The sequence below is a fragment of the Fredinandcohnia onubensis genome, from assembly GCF_002734285.1.
Lineage (GTDB): Bacteria > Bacillota > Bacilli > Bacillales > Bacillaceae_L > Ferdinandcohnia > Ferdinandcohnia onubensis_A.
In genome coordinates this window covers 33,185-52,173 of record NZ_NSEA01000014.1, presented here as the reverse complement: position 1 = coordinate 52,173, position 18,989 = coordinate 33,185, and the positions used below count along the sequence as shown (strand labels likewise).

The following is an 18,989-nucleotide window of genomic DNA, read 5'->3' as shown; positions in this document are numbered from 1 at the left end:
ACGGCTTAATATCCCGTTATATCCCTTTTGAGAATTATAATAATTATTTATACAATTAATAGGTCATAGTTACTAATTACTTTCTACATGGTATTTGTTGGTTTGGTCTAGATATTAAATAGGTTGTTAGTATAAATCGGGGTTATTAACACCAAGAAAAAATTGAGGTGACAGAATGGAAAGTGAGAAACAAGCAAAAATAAAGGTTTCTAGTGTAACGAAAATTTTTGGGCGATCGTCTAAAAAAGCTATTCAACTTTTAAAAGAAGGAAAAACAAAGCAAGAAATTTTAAAAAGCACTGGATCAACTGTCGGTGTAAATCAAGCAAGTTTTGAGGTATATCCCGGAGAAATTTTTGTCATTATGGGTTTATCTGGAAGTGGGAAGTCTACCTTAGTTCGTCTTTTAAATAGATTAATAGAACCAACTTCTGGTCAAGTTTTAATTGATGGTAAAGACGTCGTAACCATGAATAAAGAAGAAATTCGAGAAGTTCGTAGGAAAAAAATGAGCATGGTGTTTCAGCGCTTCGCATTATTCCCACACAAAACGGTTCTTCAGAATACGGAATACGGACTAGAAATTCAAGGTGTAGCAAAGCAAGAACGTTCACAAAAAGCGTTCGAAGCACTTAAATTAGTCGGTCTAGAAGGCTATGAAAATCAATTTCCTGACCAACTTAGTGGTGGGATGCAGCAGCGTGTTGGACTTGCAAGAGCGCTCGCTAATGACCCGGATATTTTATTAATGGACGAAGCATTTAGTGCCCTTGACCCATTAATTCGTAAAGATATGCAGGATGAATTGATTGAGTTACAAGGCTCTATGGAAAAAACAATTGTCTTTATTACTCATGACCTTGACGAAGCCTTAAGGATCGGTGACCGTATCGCACTAATGAAGGACGGAAACATCGTTCAAATCGGAACCCCTGAAGAAATACTTATGAATCCATCTAATGAATATGTAGAAAGATTTGTTGAGGATGTTGATTTATCGAAGGTACTTACTGCTGGCCATATTGTCAAACGAGCGGAAACCGTTCAGGTTGATAAAGGAGCTAGACTTGCTCTTAAAATTATGAAGGATAATGGTCTATCGACTGTTTATGTTGTTGACAAGCAGAAAAGACTCGTGGGTGCTGTTAGCGCTGTAGAAGCTTCAAAAGCGGTCGAGCAAAATTTAACATTGGCCGATGTCATGGAAACAAATCTTAAAACGGTTGATACGAGTACATTACTTGTTGATTTATTCGATGATGTTTCTCAAGCTACTATTCCAGTGGCCGTAGTTGATGAACAAAATCGACTTAAGGGAATTGTCATTCGAGGTGCCGTGATAGGCGCACTTGCTGGTAATGACACATATATTAATGACTTTGGGACTGAACAACTCCCTTCAAGTGATGAAAGGGAGGTTTTATAATGGAAGGTTTATTACCAAAGCTGCCAATAGCGGACTGGATTGATATATTTGTAGACTGGTTAGTCTCAAACTTCGAATTTCTATTTGAAGGAATTGCAGTAGGACTTGAAGGATTTGTAGAAGGAATTGTTTTAGGACTTGGATTTATTCCTTCTATTCTATTAGCAATTATTTTAGGTGTAGTAGCTTGGAAGATTTGTAATTGGAAAATCGCTATTTTTACGTTAATAGGGTTGTTGCTTATTGATAATTTAGGTTACTGGGACAATATGCTTCAAACAATTGCCCTTGTATTAACATCTGTTGGGATATCAGTCATTCTTGGAATACCGCTTGGAATATGGGCCTCCCAAAGTAAAACTGTGGGAAGTATCGTAATCCCGATTCTAGACTTCATGCAAACAATGCCTGCATTTGTTTATTTATTACCGGCAATCTTTTTCTTTAATATCGGAGTTGTACCTGGTGTTGTAGCGTCTGTTATCTTTGCAATGCCACCAACGATCCGACTAACGATACTTGGAATTACCCAAGTTCCACAGGACTTAATCGAGGCAACTGAAGCCTTTGGATCTACAACAAAACAAAGATTAGTAAAAGTTCAAATTCCACTAGCTATGCCTACAATTATGGCTGGAATTAACCAAAGTATCATGCTTGCTTTATCCATGGTTGTAATTGCCTCAATGGTAGGTGCACCAGGATTAGGAGCAGATGTATACAGAGCTGTTACACAGCTGCAAACAGGAACTGGTTTTGAAGCTGGTCTAGCGATTGTTATTGTGGCAATCATCTTAGACCGGATTACTCAAAATATAGGAAAAACTAAACAAGGGGGAACTGCTTAATGTTAAAAAAAGTAGTCAAAACATCATTAGCAATTGGATTTACTCTAGGACTTGCTGCATGTGGTGGCGGCAATTCTGATGAGGCAGGAACTACATCTACTTCTACAGCATCTGTAGGAGAAAGTGTAGATTATGAGATTGTTGGAATCGATCCAGGTGCAGGAATCATGAAGGCAACTGCTTCGGCGATTGAAGAATACGGTCTAGAGGATTGGACTTTAGTAGAAGGCTCTGGTGCAGCGATGACAGCATCACTTAAAAAGGCGTATGACAAAGAAGAACCTATTATCATCACTGGTTGGACGCCACACTGGAAATTCTCAGCTTTCGATCTTAAATATCTTGAGGATCCTAAAGGAGTATATGGTGGAGAAGAAAACATCCATACGATTGCACGAAATGGTTTAAAAGAAGATCTACCAGCTGTTCATACGTTATTAGACCAATTCAATTGGACGTCAGATGATATGGGAAGTGTAATGGTAGATATTAAAGAAGGAACAAAGCCTGAAGAGGCCGCTGCAAAATGGATTGAAGAAAATCCAGATAAAGTTGCAGAGTGGACTGAAGGTGTAGAAGAAGGTAATGGCGAAGAGGTAAAATTAGCCTACGTTGCGTGGGATAGTGAAATCGCAAGTACCAATATTGTGGCTAAGGTTTTAACAGATTTAGGCTATAAAGTGAAAATGAGCCAAGTGGAGGCCGGCCCAATGTGGACTGGTGTAGCTGATGGATCTGTTGATGCACACGTTGCTGGATGGTTACCTGTAACTCATGCTGATTATGTAGAGAAATATGATGGTCAGTTTGAAGATTTAGGTTCAAACCTTGAAGGCACAAAAATCGGTTTAGTTGTACCAGCTTACATGGATATTGACTCAATCGAAGACTTAAAAGAATAAGTATCATTAAAGTAAAGATAAGTTAAAAAGAAACTGTACATTCTATAATGGGTGTACAGTTTTTTTCTATTTAATGGGTATAATGTCAATGATGTTGTACTTTTTTCCGAAATGAGGTACTTATATATGAACATAAGCAAATTTTCGATAAAACGACCTATTTTTACGTTGGTGACAATGTTTTTAGTGATTATTCTAGGATTCGTTTCTTTAATGAATATCCCACTTAAATTAATCCCAGAAATCAATCCACCTGTAGGTGTAGTTGTTGCCAATTATTTTGGTGCAAGTCCAAATGAAGTTTCTGAAAAAGTGACAAAACCCCTTGAACAAAGTTTGTCAACCTTGCCCGGTTTAAAAACAATGTCCTCCACTTCTCAGGAGGGGGCTGCTCTAATCTTACTGCAGTTTTCATGGACAACCTCCATTGATGATATTGAAAATGACATTCTAAGTAGGATTAATCAAACACAAATTACCGATGACGCAGAGGCGCCTCGGTTTCTAAAATTCGATCCATCTCAGTTTCCAATTATTCAATTGTCCCTTAGCATGGAAGGGGATGAAAAAGGACTCCAACAGCTTGCAGAAGGTTTAACAACAGAGCTCAATAAAGTTGAAGGTGTTGCAAATGTTAATTTGTCAGGTGTTGTAACAGAAGAAATAAAAGTTGAACTTGATCAAGAACAGTTAGAAGAGTACGCTCTGACCCAGGCTGATATTGTAAACATTCTCAGAGCAAATTCCGTCTCATTACCTGGAAATACAATTGAATCTGAAGGCAGAGAACTTACTACAAGAGTCATTAGTACATTGGAGTCTGTCGAGGACTTAGAGGAGCTTTCTATAACAATTGACCCACTCCTTGGTGAAGAAGTCGTTCTTGGAGACCTTGCTGAAGTTAAAATTGTGCCCGAATCACAGAAAACCATCACTCGAGCCAATATGGAGCCTGCGATGTTAGTCAGCGTCCTCCAAGAATCAGACGCAAATACCGCGCAAGTATCAAAAGCCTTCCAAACAGAACTAGAGAAGAAGCTTTCTCAGGAAAAATATAAAAATGTCCAAGCAGAAGTCCTGTTTGATCAAGGTGATTATGTCAAAATCGCCATTGGAAATATTACAAGTACATTGCTGTTAGGTGGACTGTTCTCGATGATCGTCCTCTTTTTCTTCCTGAGAAGTGTAAAGAGTCCACTCATTATCGGGATTGCGATTCCATATTCCGTCATTGTTACCTTTGTGCTTATGTATTTTTCAGATTTCTCGTTAAATATTCTTACGTTAGGTGGATTAGCGCTCGGTATTGGGATGCTCGTTGATAATTCAATCGTCGTCATCGAAAATATCTATCGTCATTTATCAATGGGGAAAGAACCAAAACAAGCTGCTGCAGACGGAACAAAGGAAATTGGAACGGCGATTATAGCATCGACTTTAACGACGGTAGCTGTCTTTTTACCAGTTGTTTTTATTACCGGTTTAATCGGGGAATTGTTTACTGAATTTGCTGTTACGATTGCGTTTAGTTTATTTGCATCTCTCGTGGTGGCACTAACAGTTGTTCCAATGCTAGCCAGTCGATTTTTGAAGAAACCGAATGAAAACCTTGAGAAAAAACGTCAATCATCATGGGGTATGCGTTTTTTAGAAAATGCTACGAGATGGTCACTAGGACATCGGTTCGTTGTCCTTTTGCTTACGATTGCGTTATTTGCGGCTAGTATATTCGGGTTGTTTAGAGTAGGAACGGAATTCATACCAAAAAGTGATGAAGGTTTTTTTACAATCAATTTAAAGCTTGAAAATGGAACGCCATTAGATGAAACACAAAAAATCGTTGGTGAGATTGAAAATAAATTAGAAAAAGAAGCTGACGTCGATGTATTTGTAAGCCTGATAGGCACTACCCAGGAGAAAAGTTTCAGGGGTGGGGGAAGTTCAAATGAAGCAGAAATTTATGTGAAAATGGTTGGGTTCGAGGAACGTGAGCGCTCAACATTTGAGTTTGTTGACGAGACGAAATCGAAAATTGAGTCTCCAGTTATCGAACTTCATCCAGAGGCAAAAGTAAGATTTAATTTACAATCCTCATCAGGCTCAACTCCAAATACTTTGCAGTTTCATGTAAAAGATACAGATAAAAACAGGCTGAATGAAGCAGTTTCAAGGCTTTCAGAAGCGTTGGTTGATTTGAAAGATGTAACAGAGGTTTCAACAGATGTTTCGAAAACAATTGAGGAACTTCAAATTACGATTGATAAAGAAAAAGCGTTTGAGGAAGGACTTGCGCCTGTACAAATCGCATCGACGGTAAACGATGTTACAAGAGGAACAAGAGCGTTACAGCTAACTGATGAAGAGAATCAAATTTATCCGGTTACTGTAAGCTATGATCGAGATTTTACAAACAATATCGAGGGTTTAGGGAACCTACTTTTAAAAACACAAGCAACTTCTTTTGTGCCTCTAAAGGAAGTGGCAGATATTGAAATTGGCGAGGGGCCGCTAACTGTTCGGAGAATTGATCAGCAACATGCTGTACAATTTACGGTCAAATACGTAACAACAACGAATCTTGGTGCAATTTCGAAAAAAGTGGATGAAGTAGTAACAGACCTTGAACTTTCTGATGAAACAGACATCGTCTACAGTGGTGATAAGGAACTTTTAGATTCCTCTATAGATCAAATGGTCCTAGCATTTGTGCTCGCACTTACATTGATTTATATCGTAATGGCAGCACAGTTTGAATCATTAAAATATCCGTTTGTTATTATGTTTACGGTTCCGTTAATGGTCATTGGGGTTGCAATTGGCCTTTATCTAACTAGCACTCCAATCGGAATCACTGCCATCATCGGAATTATCGTGCTAGCGGGTATTGTGGTAAACAACGCAATTGTGATTGTTGATTATATAAATAAGAAGAAAGAGGAAGGAATGAGTTCACATGAAGCAATTGTTGTCGCTGTAAAAGATCGAACCCGACCCGTTATGATGACAGCAAGCACAACTATTTTGGGGCTATTACCACTGGCATTTGGTATCGGTGAGGGCTCCGAAATCAACCAACCGATGGGAATTACAGTCATTGGTGGTTTGATAAGTAGTACATTGTTAACTTTATTTATCATTCCAATTGTGTATAGCTTGTTTGACAAGGAGACGAGGAAGAGAGCTAGAGGGGAATAGGGGGAGTTGTGGTAAGGATTGGAAGGCAAGGGGGGCTGTGAGTGATATGAAGGGTGTTTTGGGTGATTTTGGATATAGGGATGGCATAAGTGGTGGATATGGTAGGGGGATTGGGTAATGTTGGAAAAAGTGGTTGATTAGGAATGGGTATTGGGTAATGTTGGTAAAAGCCATTGGATAAGTGGTATATAAGATAGTACTTTTGGATAATTAAGGAAAAACAAACATTAAATATGTTTGATGAAGTACATTTCAAGCAAAAATCACGACCCGAATGTACTTCATAAGCCCGATGAAGGACATTTCAAGCAAGAATCACGACTCGAATGTACTTCATAAGCCCAGTGAAGGACACTTCAAGCAAAAATCACAACTCAAATGTCCTTCATCACACAACAAAACAGATGCGCCCCAACCAAATCCAATCCAACCAAATACCCTACCCTAGCTTTGCCTCAAAAACTCCAGCACAGGCTCAAATGGCTGTTTTTCTTTCGCATCAAAATAATGCGCAAAGGGGCAGCCTTTTTCATTAATTCTTTCAATGATAGTCTCCAGCGGAAAATCTTCAATCGACAATTCATCCGTGATCTCTTCCCAATAAAGGGGGGTGGCAACATAGGCCCCGTCATTCCCGCGGACCGAGTAGGGTGCTACAATCGTTTTACCTTCAGCATGTTGCACGTAATCTACATACATGCGGTTTCCCCGATTCTTTTTCAATCTTTCCGTAGTAAATAGATCAGGCTCAAGGTTTATTAAATAATTGGCGATAAACTCTGTAAATTGTCTCGTATCCTCATACGTGAACTTGTTTTCCGGCAGCGGTATATAAATTTGCAAACCCTTATTTCCGGAAGTTTTTACAAATGATGTTAGTTTTAGTCCGTCAAAAACTTCTTTTAATATGGTCGCAGCTTTTTTAGCGAGTGGAAAAGCAGCGCGGGATGGTGGATCCAAATCAAAAACAATCTCAGATGGTCCTTTTGAGTGAATCGTTTGAAACGGGATATGAAACTCGAAACTCAGTTGATTTCCTAACCAAGAAAGGGTCTTTAAATCATTGCACACAATATATTCAATTCCATCTGACATCGAAGTCTGGATAAAATCAGGTGCATACTCCGGGCAGTTTTTTTGATAAAAGGACTCGCCATACATCCCATGTGGATAACGAATCACAGTTAACAAACGGTCCTTTAAAAAAGGGAGCATATGGGGTGAAACATCAACCAAATATTGAATATAATCGAGTTTTGTTATTGATTTATCTTTCCAAAGTGGCTTGTCAGGATGGGTAATCTCAATTTCTTTAGGTAGAAGTGGGGCATTTTTTATGAGCTTTTCCCATGTGCAATCCTGCCATTCTACATCAAACCGGAACTTGGAGAAGCTAGGCTGTCGTAATTGCTCTTTATACAATTCTAGATAAAAAAGTTCCACACAAATGCCAGGGTCTACTTTTATAAAACTAGTTGTTTCTTCGGTGGAATTAGTTTGTATAACCTGAAGGAGTGCTTGTCTTTCATCTGGAGAGAGACCATGTGAAAACAAGCCTGCTTCATAGATTTGTTTATTTCTTATAACTCCGACATGAAAAAAAGCATTCTTTTTATCGTAGCCTAGAATAAAAAAGACACCAGCTTGCCAATTTTTAATTTTGTACCAGTTAGTAGTGCGCTTACCTTCCTCCCAGGTGCTATCTACTTTTTTAGCAATAATCCCTTCAGCTATATGTTCAGTAGCATTCTTCCAAATCGCCTCTAGGTCTTCCTCGTACTTAATTAATTGGATGAGTTGGTCACTATTTGGATTAATGGTGTGGGAGAGTTCGGCTTTACTAAAAAGTTTATAGAGTTCATCTTTCCTTACCTGAAATGAGTTGGTCCTGAGATTATGGCCACCAAGCTCTAACAAATCAAATACCAAATAATGAGCAGGCTTAGAAGCAGATGCTTGTGCTATTTTATCAGTACTCCTTAATCTGCCACGTTGCTGAATATATTCAAAACTAGCTTTATAAGGTGATTCTAAAATACATAGTTCTCCATCAAAAATGAGTGGCAGGTAGGGAATCATTGCATCCGAAAGATACTCACATTGCTTAATAATCTCCGGAAACTGTTCATTTAGGAGGTTTCCGTTCCTACTGATTAGCTGGATGCGATCTTTTTCCCAATGTAGCATCGCTCGGAAACCATCATATTTAATTTCATATACCCAGTTTTGGCCAGTAGGGGCTTCGAAAATAAGGGTTGGAAGCATTGGTTTCAGCATCATACCACTCCTTTATTTAAGGGGAGAGCTCCTTACTAGGAGCTCTTATCAGGTACCAACTTTTTTACGAGTTGTTCTCGTTTTTGGTTTGACTGATGTCGTTTTATCCGTGCCTGTTGGTGCTTCAGGTGTTGCTTTTGGCTTTGCAGTTCCGGTTGCCTTTGCTGTTCCTTTTGGAGCTGCTGCTTTTTTGGGTGTGGCTGTTTCCTTCGACTTTGTTCGTTCGATACTAGCTTGTAAGGCACTCATTAAGTCTACAACATTTGTCCTTGGTGCTTCTTTAGAGGTTGTCCCCTCATTATTATTAATTTTCGATTCGATGAGTTCCATGAGAGCAGTGCGGTATTCATCCTTATACTTTTCAGGATTAAACTCTGTTGTTAATTGGTCAATCAGCATGATGGCAGTATCAAGTTCTTTTTCATTTAAATCCACATTTTCTGGGACACCTGGAACCTCGCCTACATTCCGAACTTCGTCAGGATAGTGAATCGTTTCCATTACTAGGCTGTTTTTATAAACTCGGATGATGGCCATTTGTTGTTTGGAACGTATTGTAATTTCAGCGATTCCGATTTTGCCTGATTTTTGGAGAGCCTCACGAAGCAGTGCATAGGCTTTGCTTCCATTTTCGCCAGGGCCCATAAAGTAAGAACGGCTAAAATAGATTGGATCAATTTCTTCAAGCTTCACAAAATCAATGATTTCTACACTTTTATCCTCGTGCTCGTCCTTTAGTTCTTTCAGTTCTTCATCGTTCAAGATGACGAATTTCCCTTTTACATATTCGTAGCCTTTAACAATGTCATCATTTCCAATGTCTTTTTCACAATTTGGGCAGGTTTTTTCATATTGAATGGGGCTATTGCATTCTTTATGAAGATTTCTTAACTTGATATCCTTGTCCTCAGTTGCCGAGAAAAGCTTTATTGGAATATTGACGAGACCAAAGCTAATCGAGCCCTTCCACATCGTATGCATATGATTTCCTACTTTCCTTTTTTACTACTATTGTTTCCTTTAAATGGGGTAGGAATGATGGTAATAATAACCTAACAATATCTGTTGAAATAAATTTCATAAAAAAGTATTATTTACCCCCTCAAAAATAATACCGAGGACGTAAACTGTAAATGAGTCAAACATTACAAAAATAGAAGCGGATGTAACGGAAAAGAAATATATGTTACAGAGCTTGTCACCATTTCAATAAAAGATTAGTCTTTCGTATTAGTTCTTTTGTAATATTTTCTGTTGGGGCATTCCAATGTGAAAAATTGTTATTGAATCTCGCTTCAAACTCTTGCTACTATTAACAGATAGTAAAGAGAATTGAGGTGAAACAGGTGCTTAGTCTTTTATTTAAAATTGGAAAACGAAAAAGCACTCTGGAAGAAACCGTTATAGAGATTCAAAATGGAAATCAACAACTACAAAATAAACTAATTGATGACTATAAACCCTTTATTGCAAAAAATGTTTCTGCTGTTTGTAAACGATATATAAATGAATCAGATGATGAATTTAGTATCGGCCTTATTGCATTTAATGAGGCCATTGAAAAATACTCGAAAGAAAAGGGAAGCTCCTTTTTATCATTTAGTGAACTCCTCATTAAACGACGAGTGATTGACTACATTCGTAAAGAAGCACGAGTACGCAATATTAATTTTATCTCTAATGGTGAAACCGATGAGGAAGGAGCACAATCAAAGCTCGAGGCTCATCTGTCTGTTGACGATTATCAAAGGAAAGTGGAGCAAGAACAGAGAAAAGAGGAAATTCTCCATTTTCATAAGGTATTGCAGGAATTTGGATTGTCGTTTCAAGAGCTCCTTGAAATTTCGCCAAAACATGCAGATGCTAGACAAAATGCTATTATGGTATCAAAGGCCGTTGTAGAAAATGAAGAGCTGATGGAGACGCTGTTTGAAAAGAAACACCTTCCAATTAAGCAGCTTGAATCGAAGGTCTCAGTTAGTCGTAAAACGATAGAGAGAAATCGAAAATACATTATTGCAATGGCGATCATTTTATCTAGCGAATATGTCTATTTAAAAGATTATTTAAAAGGGGTGCTCGAGAGTTGAAAAAGGGGATCGTTATGGATGTGAACGATGATTATGTTACGATGCTAACCCCTGATGGTGAGTTCGTAAAAGCCAAACATACAAAAACGAGCTATGAAATAGGCGAAGAAATAACCTGTTTTTCGGTTGACGAACGGGTAAGGAATTCTTCAAAGTCTCGGTTTTTTCAGGTAAGAAAATGGCGTTATGCATTAGCAAGTTCTTTAGTTGCAATTTTATTTTTATCTTTATTTATACCTTTTTCATCGCGTGATGAAGTGTATGCATACATGTCCATTGATATCAATCCAAGCTTTGAAGTTGGATTAGATGAAAACCTACAAGTCATAAGCTTAGAAGCTCTTAATGACGAGGCGAAAAAACTGCTTGAATCCATTCCAGATTGGAAAAATAGTACGTTAGATTCGATCACAGAAGAAATCATCGAACATAGTAAAGAAAGCGGCTATCTAAAGGACGGTAAGCAAGTTTTAATTACCACCGTTGTGACGGACTCACATAATACAGATGTAGACCGTGAACTAGAGCAAGGTATAGAAGAAATAAAAGAAGAATATAAAAGGGAAAAGATTGCGGTTACGTCAATAACAAGTACGGTTGAAACAAGGAAGGCGGCTCAAGATAAGGGGATTTCAACGGGCAAGCTGTTAATTGAAGAAGATAAGGTTCCAAAACCAGTAGAAGAACAGAAGGCTCCGCCTGCTCGCCAAGAGAAAAAGAATCAGCAGGAAAAGGCCGTTGAGCAGAAAGAGATAAACGAATTTAGGAACAATCAAAAACAAAAGGCTGAAGATGTTCAGGAAGAACTTAAAGAGAAAAAAGAACAGATAAAAGAAAAAGTCAAAAATAATATTGAAAACTCCAATATGCCACCCCACTTAAAAGAAAAAAAAATAGAGAAAATTGAAGAGAAGTGGGAAAAGAAACAGCAGAAGCAGGAAGAAAAGGAACGGAAAAAAGAAGAAAGAGAACAAAGGAAAGAAAACAATAATCGTGGAAAAGACAGAAATCACGATGATGACGATAACGATGATTAAAAGCCGAGGCATACACGCCTCGGCTTTCGTCCATTTTATGAAGTTTTTTATTCTCCGCCTCTTAATTGGTGTTGCGCTTGGGAAACAAGGCGTTTTGTAATTTCTCCACCTACAGAACCATTTGATCGTGAAGCTGTATCTGAACCAAGCTTAACACCGAATTCTTGGGCAATCTCAAACTTTATTTGATCTAAAGCCTGTTCAATTCCAGGAACAAGCAATTTATTACTACTTCTAGCCATTTAACTCACTCCTTATTCAATATGAACAACGTTTAATTCGTTGTATGTTTAGTATGAGAATATAATTAATTTCAATACTGGAAATGCATACTAATCATCATAACGAAAAACGATCAAGACAAAGCATTTAAAAGAAGACCGTTCGTTTACACAAAAAAGACTTTTAATATGGTAAATAATTCTTTAATATAGAGGAATAGATTTCGCAATTAGGTTAGGGTGAAAGAAAAAATGTGGAAAAAGTTAAATTTGTATTTCAATGGTCTCTCTCCAGCTCAATTAATTTTTGCATTCTATCTTTTGGCTGTTACGATTTCCGTTATATTACTTAGTCTTCCTTTTGCTATCAAGGAAGGAGTAGAGGTGGCCTTCATTGATACGTTATTTACAGCTGCAAGTGCAGTAAGTGTAACAGGATTAAGTGTAATTTCAGTCAAAGATACATATACCGTTTCTGGTATTTTCATTTTGATTTTCGTTCTACAGGTTGGCGGAATTGGAATTATGACAATGGGAACCTTCATTTGGTTATTATTTCGTAGGAAAATTGGTCTTCGTGAAAGACGGTTAATTATGGTTGATCAGAATCAATCACAGCTATCAGGTTTAGTAAATCTGCTTAAACAAATTATTATTATAATGGTTATTATTGAGTTCTTTGGCAGTTTAATCTTAGGTCTTTATTTTATGCAGTTTTTTGATACTTGGCAGGAAGCTTTCATTCATGGTATTTTTGCCGCTGTTAGTGCGACCACGAATGCAGGGTTTGATATTACAGGAACCTCTTTAGTACCGTATGCGAACGATTATTTCGTCCAATTTGTTACGATTATATTAATCATTTTAGGCGCAATTGGTTTCCCGGTATTAGTCGAAATAAAAGATTTTCTTTTTCAGAAAAAAGGAAGATATCGTTTTTCACTATTCACGAAACTTACGACTGTTACTTTTTTATCCTTAGTTGTTTTTGGTACGTTGATGATATTGGTATTGGAATTCAACCATTTCTTTAAGGGGATGGACTGGCATGAAACCTTCTTCTATGCCTTATTTCAATCGACAACAACAAGAAGTGCTGGTCTTGCAACGATGGATGTAAATCAATTTTCGGAGCCTACATTACTGTTTCTAGGTGCTATGATGTTTATCGGAGCTTCACCTAGTTCTGTTGGTGGGGGAATTCGTACTACGACATTTGCGATAAATATATTGTTTTTATATCACTTTGCAAGGGGAAACAAAAATATTAAAATCTTCAAACGTGAAATTCATGAAGATGATATTAGAAAGTCACTTATAGTCACGATTTTTGCTTTTTTTACTTGCTTTATCTCTATATTTTTATTAACCATTACCGAGGATTTTACATTTACGGAAATTTTCTTTGAGGTAGCATCTGCTTTCGGTACTTGTGGTCTATCGATGGGAATTACCCCTGATTTAAGTAATTTTGGAAAAATCCTTATTATGTTATTAATGTTTATTGGACGGGTCGGTATCCTAAACTTTATCTTCATTATTGGTAAGAAAGGAAAGGATGCAAATTATCATTACCCGAAAGAAAGACTAATAATTGGATAATTCAGAAGAGCACCCGATTTGGGTGCTCTTTTTCAAATGTCTAGCTTCAGGCGCCATCTGCTCGAGGTCACAAGCCAATCGCTTCTGAAGGCAAAAAGCGCCTTCTGCCAGCGCTTTTCTTGTGCTTGTCGCAGATTTGCGGGCGCCTTATACTTTTCTAATTAGTCGTTTCCGTAGCTAGTGTCTTGCGAGGGGTGCATGAACGGAACACCTTTAGGTTGTTTTTTATTTTCAAGTAATTCACGATTCTCGGCTGTATTCCAGCCGATATCGTTTGTTGGATGCACCCATTGGTCACCAGCCATTATTTCTGGATCCACTTCATCGCTCCAATTATTCAATGGTGAATTTGGGGAGTCATATAGGCTATCGCCTATAACCACTCCATGTTCGTTGACAAATGGTTCCTCCATTTTAATTCCGGTACCTTTAAAAGATGGTGCAGAAATTTGATGGGGCATCGTTTCATCTAAAATGGGTGATTCAATCTCTTCTGATTGTTTTTTCTTTTTTGTCAATCTTATACACCTCACATATTCATTTTCTATAGTGTTTGCAACAACCAGAAATTTATAAAGTGGAGAGTTTATCAAGAGGTGTATTTTACCATTTATGCAGATAACATTCATGGTGAAAACTACAGAAGAAAAGGGGGTAAAAAATATGAAACGTAAAGTGAAGTTTGACGCAGCGAGAAAGAGTAATTTTACACCAAAAGAAAGTATGCCTGATACAGAATTTTCAGCAGAAGCAGATTATGAAAACCCAATGAAGGGTGCAAATCGTAATTCCAAAAAAGGAAACAGTACTGGCGAATAAACCCCAAAGGCGAAAACGCCTTGAAAAAGGAGCATCGACTAACTTCTGCCACGTCCTGTGGCAAACGTCGATGTCAACACGTCCTGTGTAAGTCCGACAAGCACAAGACGAGCTGGCTAGAAGGTTGCTCTTTGACCTTCTTGACGGATTGGCTTGTGACCTCGAGGGGCTAGGCGTTGGAGCTGGACGTAAGAAAAAGAGTCAGCCGCGCTGACTCTTTTCTTTACGAAACTTTTCGGGAATATACTTTTGCTTGTCTTTCAATTGGATCAAAATAAACGAGCAAATACGTATCTTGTAATTTAATTTCACCCGTTTGTTTATAAGCCTCAAGATTAAATGGAATTTTTTCTACAACTGTATGCTTGTACAAATCTTTTTCCTGGAGCTTCAGTTTGCTATATTCCTCACCCAAAGCATTCGGGTCTTCTACAATCTCTTGATAGAAGGTTGCCCGATCTTGCTTGCTTACAAAGTCCTCCCACCATGGTTTCCGTGGCTTGTATTTTTGATTTCTTAAATAATCATATTTCATGATAGCTTCGATAACATGAAGCTGATGTTGGTTTGTCGCTTGTAAAAATTCATACAGACGCTTGAATAAATCCTCTAACTGGTGACCAATTCGAGACCATCCACGCTCATCCCAATACGTGCCAAAGTCTTGGAAGAAATCAAATGGTGTCTCAAAACTATGAGTAACCAAAAACTCTACCGTCTCGTTCATTCGATGGTCATTCCAATACTTTTCGAGAACATCCTCTACCTGTTTAATTCTTGTTATATCCTCAAAACTCAAAACATTATTTCCTAGAATCTCATAAGGCGAGTGATCCATATAGATATAATCATGCTGTGCAGCAGTGATTCGGACTCCTGTTCCACGAAGCATTTTTAAAAAGCCAAGCTGAAGCTCCTCAGGACGCATTTCAAACACATCATTAAATGTTTTTCGGAAGGATTGGTAATCTTCCTCAGGTAGACCCGCAATCAAATCTAAATGCTGATCGATTTTTCCGCCTTCTTTTACCATCATTACAGTCCGCTGCAGCTTTGCGAAGTTTTGCTTACGTTTAACCAATTCATTTGTTAGGTCATTTGTAGATTGAACCCCAATTTCAAATCGGAACAGCCCTGCAGGTGCATTTTTATTTAAAAAGTCAATGACTTCAGGTCTCATGATGTCTGCTGTAATTTCGAACTGGAAAACAGTACCTGGACGGTGTTCATCAATTAAGAACTGGAACATTTCCATCGCATAACTTCTGCTAATATTAAACGTGCGGTCAACAAATTTAATGGTTTTAGCACCATGGTCCATTAAGAAACGAATGTCGTCTTTGACTTTTTCACGATCAAAATAGCGCACTCCAACATCAATGGAGGAAAGGCAAAATTGGCAATTAAATGGACAACCACGACTTGTCTCAATGTATGTCACGCGTTTTGATAAATGTTCGAGGTCCTCTTCAAACCGAAATGGTGAAGGTAAATCCTTAAGATTGAGCTTATTTCGTTGTGGATTGATTTTCAATCGATCTTCTTTACGGAAAGCGACACCACTGATATCATCTTTACTTTCATTATCACGAATTGCAGTGAGTAGATCCTTAAAGGTTTCTTCACCTTCACCCACGACAATGTAATCAACCTCTGGAATGCGCTCAAGCCATTCGTGAACGTCATAGGTCACCTCAGGACCGCCAAGGATGATGACTAGCTCCGGATTTATTTTCTTTAGCATTTTAATGACTTTAATGGTTTCTTCAATGTTCCAAATGTAACAGCTAAAGCCGATAATATCCGGCTTTTTTCGATACAAGTCAGTAACGATGTTCATTGCTGGATCCTTAATTGTATATTCAGCAAGTGTAACATCAAATTCAGGTGCTGCAAAAGCCTTTAAATACCTAATGGAAAGGCTTGTATGGATATACTTTGCATTTAACGTACTAACAACAATATTCATTCTCTTGCTCCTTATTTAAAAACACTATGATTAACTTATTTATTTTACCACAGGAGGCTACTTGGACCAAATACAAGTGAATATTCCTTTGTTTAATTCTCAGAATTCATTCCAAAGTCCGACAATTTCTACTATAATAAAGAATAGTGAAACAGAGATTTTGTCGAAATATCTAAAATAGAGAAACGCAGTAAGCAGGGGGTAAGCAGTTGAAGGGGTCAAAAAGAGAAAAACGGGAAAAAAACGTACATAAAAAGTCACCTACAAAACTAGCCGCAGGGTGGCATAATTTAAAGATTGGCTATAAATATGGAGTGGCATTCACGATTACCATCCTTTTATTTTGTTTATCGGCCTTCATCATTTTTGTACAGCTGTATCAAGTAAACAATGAAATGAAAGAAGTGAAAAAAAGCGGAGAGCAGTCCATAATGATTACCGAAATTGCTAGCGTTTTCAACCAGCTTGGCAGCGAGATTAGTATTTACATACAAGATAGTAATGGAAAACATGTTACAGCATTTCAAGACTTAAGTAAACGATATGACGAATTATCTGATGAACTTGAACCATCTCTAACACCAATAGAGCTTCAGCATTATAACAAGGTTGGAGAAAATAAACAAAAGCTCACCACTTTATTTGATGAGAAAGTTTTTCCAGCGGTTGTTTCGGCAAACAAGCTAAGTTCAATAGAAGCGAGCCGGGAAGCTGAACAAATAATTAAGGATACTGTCAGACAATTGGACCAGTTGCGAGCTGAGATGAAAGTAAAAAGTGAACGTGCCATTACAGTAGCAGATTCGAATGTAACTGGAACGGCTATTGTTTTACTCGTTTCAATTGTGATATCAACGATAATTGCTATTTTGAGCCTTGTGATAATCGGTCGAAATATCGGAAAGCAGCTTAATAAATTGATTGGAATTTCGAATCGAATTGCGGAGGGGAACCTAAATGTCGATGTCATTCAAGTGAAAGGACATGATGAAATAGGGTTGCTCAGCAATTCATTAAATGTAATGAATGAAAGCCTTCGGTCGATGATTCGCGAAATTACAACAGTTTCCGAACAAGTAACAACAAAGAGTTCCGAATTAATGATCTCGTCAAGTGAAGTGAAAGCAGCGAGCCAGCAAATTGCCTCTACCGTCCAAGAGTTGTCGACAGGAGCTGAAGAGCAGGCAAACTCGTCTACGCAATTAGCTAAAATGATGGATGATTATGCTGAAAAAATTCAAACAGCAAATCAAAGTGGAATCCAAATTAATGAGTCGTCTCAAAGCGTATTGGAAATGACGAAAAAGGGCCATGAATATATGAGTGCCTCAACGAAGCAAATGAATAAAATAAACAGCATCATGCAGTTTTCTGTTGAAAAGGTCAAGGGACTTGACGAACAAACGAAGCAAATTTCAACCCTTGTTAAGGTCATCCGAGATATCGCAGATCAAACGAATCTGTTAGCACTTAATGCAGCAATAGAAGCAGCACGTGCGGGAGAACATGGAAGGGGATTTGCAGTTGTTGCAGATGAAGTTCGGAAACTAGCTGAACAAGTATCTCATTCAGTAAAAGACATAACTGAAATTGTTAATAGTATTCAAAAGGAATCAAACTCAGTTGCTCAGGGTTTATTAAATGGATACAGCCAGGTAGATGAAGGGTCCAAACAAATTCAAATAACGGGTCAAACATTCAAGGATATTTATGATGCCGTTACGGTCATGGTTGAACGGATTCAATCGATTTCTGAAAACCTCGATACAATCGCAAGCAATACGGTGGAAATGAATGTATCGATTGATAATATCGCTGCCGTTTCCGAGCAATCAGCAGCAGGAGTTGAGCAAACCTCAGCCTCTGTTCAACAGACAACGAGTACGATGGAAACAATTTCTGACCATTCAGAGCTATTATCACAATTAGCAAATAGACTGAACACTATGATTACTAGATTCAAACTATAAGGCGGGGAAATGCCAGTGCCAATTCAAAGCACTAGCTTACTATTTGTAAATATAGGATTTCCAAAATGTTTCAGGGTTTTGTAAAATAAAAGAAGAGAAGGGAGTACTGCGTGATGTATAAATATAGTGAAATGAAAACCGGTATATTTGGAACCATATATATTCTTGCCTATGAAATGGAGTTAGTTGACATCTCACTCTCTGAGGACGATTGGGAGGTGGCTAATAAAAAATATGAGGCTTCCTATGCTCCGGAGGATGCTACTCTCGTTGAAATTAAAAATCAGCTCGAGGAATATTTTAGAGGGGAACGGAAGACATTCAGCTTCCCAATAAAATTTCGCGGTACAGTGTTTCAAGAACAGGTGTGGAATGAACTTTTGAATATTCCTTACGGTGAAACTCGCTGTTATGCGGATATTGCGAATGCCATTGATAATCCAAAAGCCGTTCGTGCGGTTGGACAAGCCAACAGGAAAAATCCAATTCCGATTGTTGTTCCATGCCACCGTGTAATAGGAAAGGACAAGTCATTGACTGGATACTCTGGTACACGAACAGATTTAAAAGAAAAACTGTTGGAATTGGAAGGCGTGTTATAAAGAGCTTTTAACTCATAAAAAATCCAGTGTG

15 protein-coding genes are annotated in these 18,989 nt (G+C 38.0%); 10 read left to right on the top strand and 5 right to left on the bottom strand.

Annotated features, from left to right (window positions below; genetic code table 11):
- Window positions 1–175: 175 nt before the first annotated feature.
- The 4 genes from proV (at window position 176) to CKJ95_RS14330 (ending at window position 6,371) form a co-directional block, all read left to right on the top strand.
- Window positions 176–1,426 carry a glycine betaine/L-proline ABC transporter ATP-binding protein ProV gene (gene proV / locus CKJ95_RS14345; RefSeq protein WP_099354129.1) on the top strand — a complete coding sequence of 417 codons (1,251 nt, stop codon included), beginning with the start codon at window positions 176–178 and terminating at the stop codon, window positions 1,424–1,426.
- Window positions 1,426–2,274 carry an ABC transporter permease gene (locus CKJ95_RS14340; protein WP_099354128.1) on the top strand — a complete coding sequence of 283 codons (849 nt, stop codon included), beginning with the start codon at window positions 1,426–1,428 and terminating at the stop codon, window positions 2,272–2,274. Before proV ends, CKJ95_RS14340 begins: the two co-directional genes overlap by 1 nt.
- Window positions 2,274–3,176: a glycine betaine ABC transporter substrate-binding protein gene (locus tag CKJ95_RS14335; protein ID WP_099354127.1), complete on the top strand. Its 903-nt coding sequence runs from the start codon at window positions 2,274–2,276 to the stop codon at window positions 3,174–3,176. Before CKJ95_RS14340 ends, CKJ95_RS14335 begins: the two co-directional genes overlap by 1 nt.
- A gap of 126 nt (window positions 3,177–3,302) precedes the next feature.
- The gene (locus CKJ95_RS14330; RefSeq protein ID WP_099354126.1) at window positions 3,303–6,371 is read left to right on the top strand and encodes an efflux RND transporter permease subunit; all 3,069 of its coding nucleotides are present in this window, start codon (window positions 3,303–3,305) and stop codon (window positions 6,369–6,371) included.
- Between the two features lie 444 nt (window positions 6,372–6,815).
- Here CKJ95_RS14330 and CKJ95_RS14325 read toward each other — a convergent pair whose 3' ends face one another.
- Window positions 6,816–8,648, bottom strand: coding sequence for a DNA ligase D (locus tag CKJ95_RS14325; RefSeq protein ID WP_257215806.1), 1,833 nt, complete (start codon window positions 8,646–8,648; stop codon window positions 6,816–6,818).
- A gap of 48 nt (window positions 8,649–8,696) precedes the next feature.
- A complete protein-coding gene (gene ku / locus CKJ95_RS14320; RefSeq protein WP_099354125.1) occupies window positions 8,697–9,629 on the bottom strand; it encodes a non-homologous end joining protein Ku in 933 nt (310 codons plus the stop codon).
- Between the two features lie 356 nt (window positions 9,630–9,985).
- Here ku and sigI point away from each other — a divergent pair, with 356 nt between their 5' ends.
- Both sigI and CKJ95_RS14310 read left to right on the top strand, forming a co-directional pair.
- Window positions 9,986–10,738, top strand: coding sequence for an RNA polymerase sigma factor SigI (gene sigI, locus CKJ95_RS14315; protein WP_099354124.1), 753 nt, complete (start codon window positions 9,986–9,988; stop codon window positions 10,736–10,738).
- A complete protein-coding gene (locus CKJ95_RS14310) occupies window positions 10,735–11,775 on the top strand; it encodes an anti-sigma factor domain-containing protein (RefSeq protein ID WP_099354123.1) in 1,041 nt (346 codons plus the stop codon). The genes sigI and CKJ95_RS14310 overlap by 4 nt, the downstream gene beginning before the upstream one ends.
- 47 nt (window positions 11,776–11,822) lie before the next feature.
- Here the strand turns inward: CKJ95_RS14310 and CKJ95_RS14305 are convergent, their stop codons facing one another.
- On the bottom strand, window positions 11,823–12,017 hold the full coding sequence (locus tag CKJ95_RS14305; protein ID WP_099354122.1) for an alpha/beta-type small acid-soluble spore protein: 195 nt from the start codon (window positions 12,015–12,017) through the stop codon (window positions 11,823–11,825).
- A gap of 231 nt (window positions 12,018–12,248) precedes the next feature.
- On the opposite strand from CKJ95_RS14305, the gene CKJ95_RS14300 reads away from it, so the two are divergent.
- A complete protein-coding gene (locus CKJ95_RS14300) occupies window positions 12,249–13,598 on the top strand; it encodes a TrkH family potassium uptake protein (protein WP_099354121.1) in 1,350 nt (449 codons plus the stop codon).
- Between the two features lie 161 nt (window positions 13,599–13,759).
- Here the strand turns inward: CKJ95_RS14300 and CKJ95_RS14295 are convergent, their stop codons facing one another.
- Window positions 13,760–14,116 (bottom strand): DUF3905 domain-containing protein, encoded by a 357-nt coding sequence (locus CKJ95_RS14295; protein ID WP_257215805.1) that lies wholly within the window; start codon window positions 14,114–14,116, stop codon window positions 13,760–13,762.
- A 145-nt stretch (window positions 14,117–14,261) separates the two neighbouring features.
- Between CKJ95_RS14295 and CKJ95_RS23425 the strand changes: the two genes are divergently transcribed.
- Window positions 14,262–14,417 carry a hypothetical protein gene (locus tag CKJ95_RS23425; protein ID WP_099354306.1) on the top strand — a complete coding sequence of 52 codons (156 nt, stop codon included), beginning with the start codon at window positions 14,262–14,264 and terminating at the stop codon, window positions 14,415–14,417.
- Between the two features lie 223 nt (window positions 14,418–14,640).
- Here CKJ95_RS23425 and CKJ95_RS14285 read toward each other — a convergent pair whose 3' ends face one another.
- The gene (locus tag CKJ95_RS14285) at window positions 14,641–16,386 is read right to left on the bottom strand and encodes a B12-binding domain-containing radical SAM protein (protein ID WP_099354119.1); all 1,746 of its coding nucleotides are present in this window, start codon (window positions 16,384–16,386) and stop codon (window positions 14,641–14,643) included.
- Between the two features lie 209 nt (window positions 16,387–16,595).
- Here CKJ95_RS14285 and CKJ95_RS14280 point away from each other — a divergent pair, with 209 nt between their 5' ends.
- Together CKJ95_RS14280 and CKJ95_RS14275 are read left to right on the top strand one after the other, a co-directional pair.
- On the top strand, window positions 16,596–18,356 hold the full coding sequence (locus tag CKJ95_RS14280) for a methyl-accepting chemotaxis protein (protein WP_099354118.1): 1,761 nt from the start codon (window positions 16,596–16,598) through the stop codon (window positions 18,354–18,356).
- A gap of 113 nt (window positions 18,357–18,469) precedes the next feature.
- On the top strand, window positions 18,470–18,958 hold the full coding sequence (locus CKJ95_RS14275; RefSeq protein ID WP_099354117.1) for a methylated-DNA--[protein]-cysteine S-methyltransferase: 489 nt from the start codon (window positions 18,470–18,472) through the stop codon (window positions 18,956–18,958).
- Window positions 18,959–18,989 lie beyond the last annotated feature (31 nt).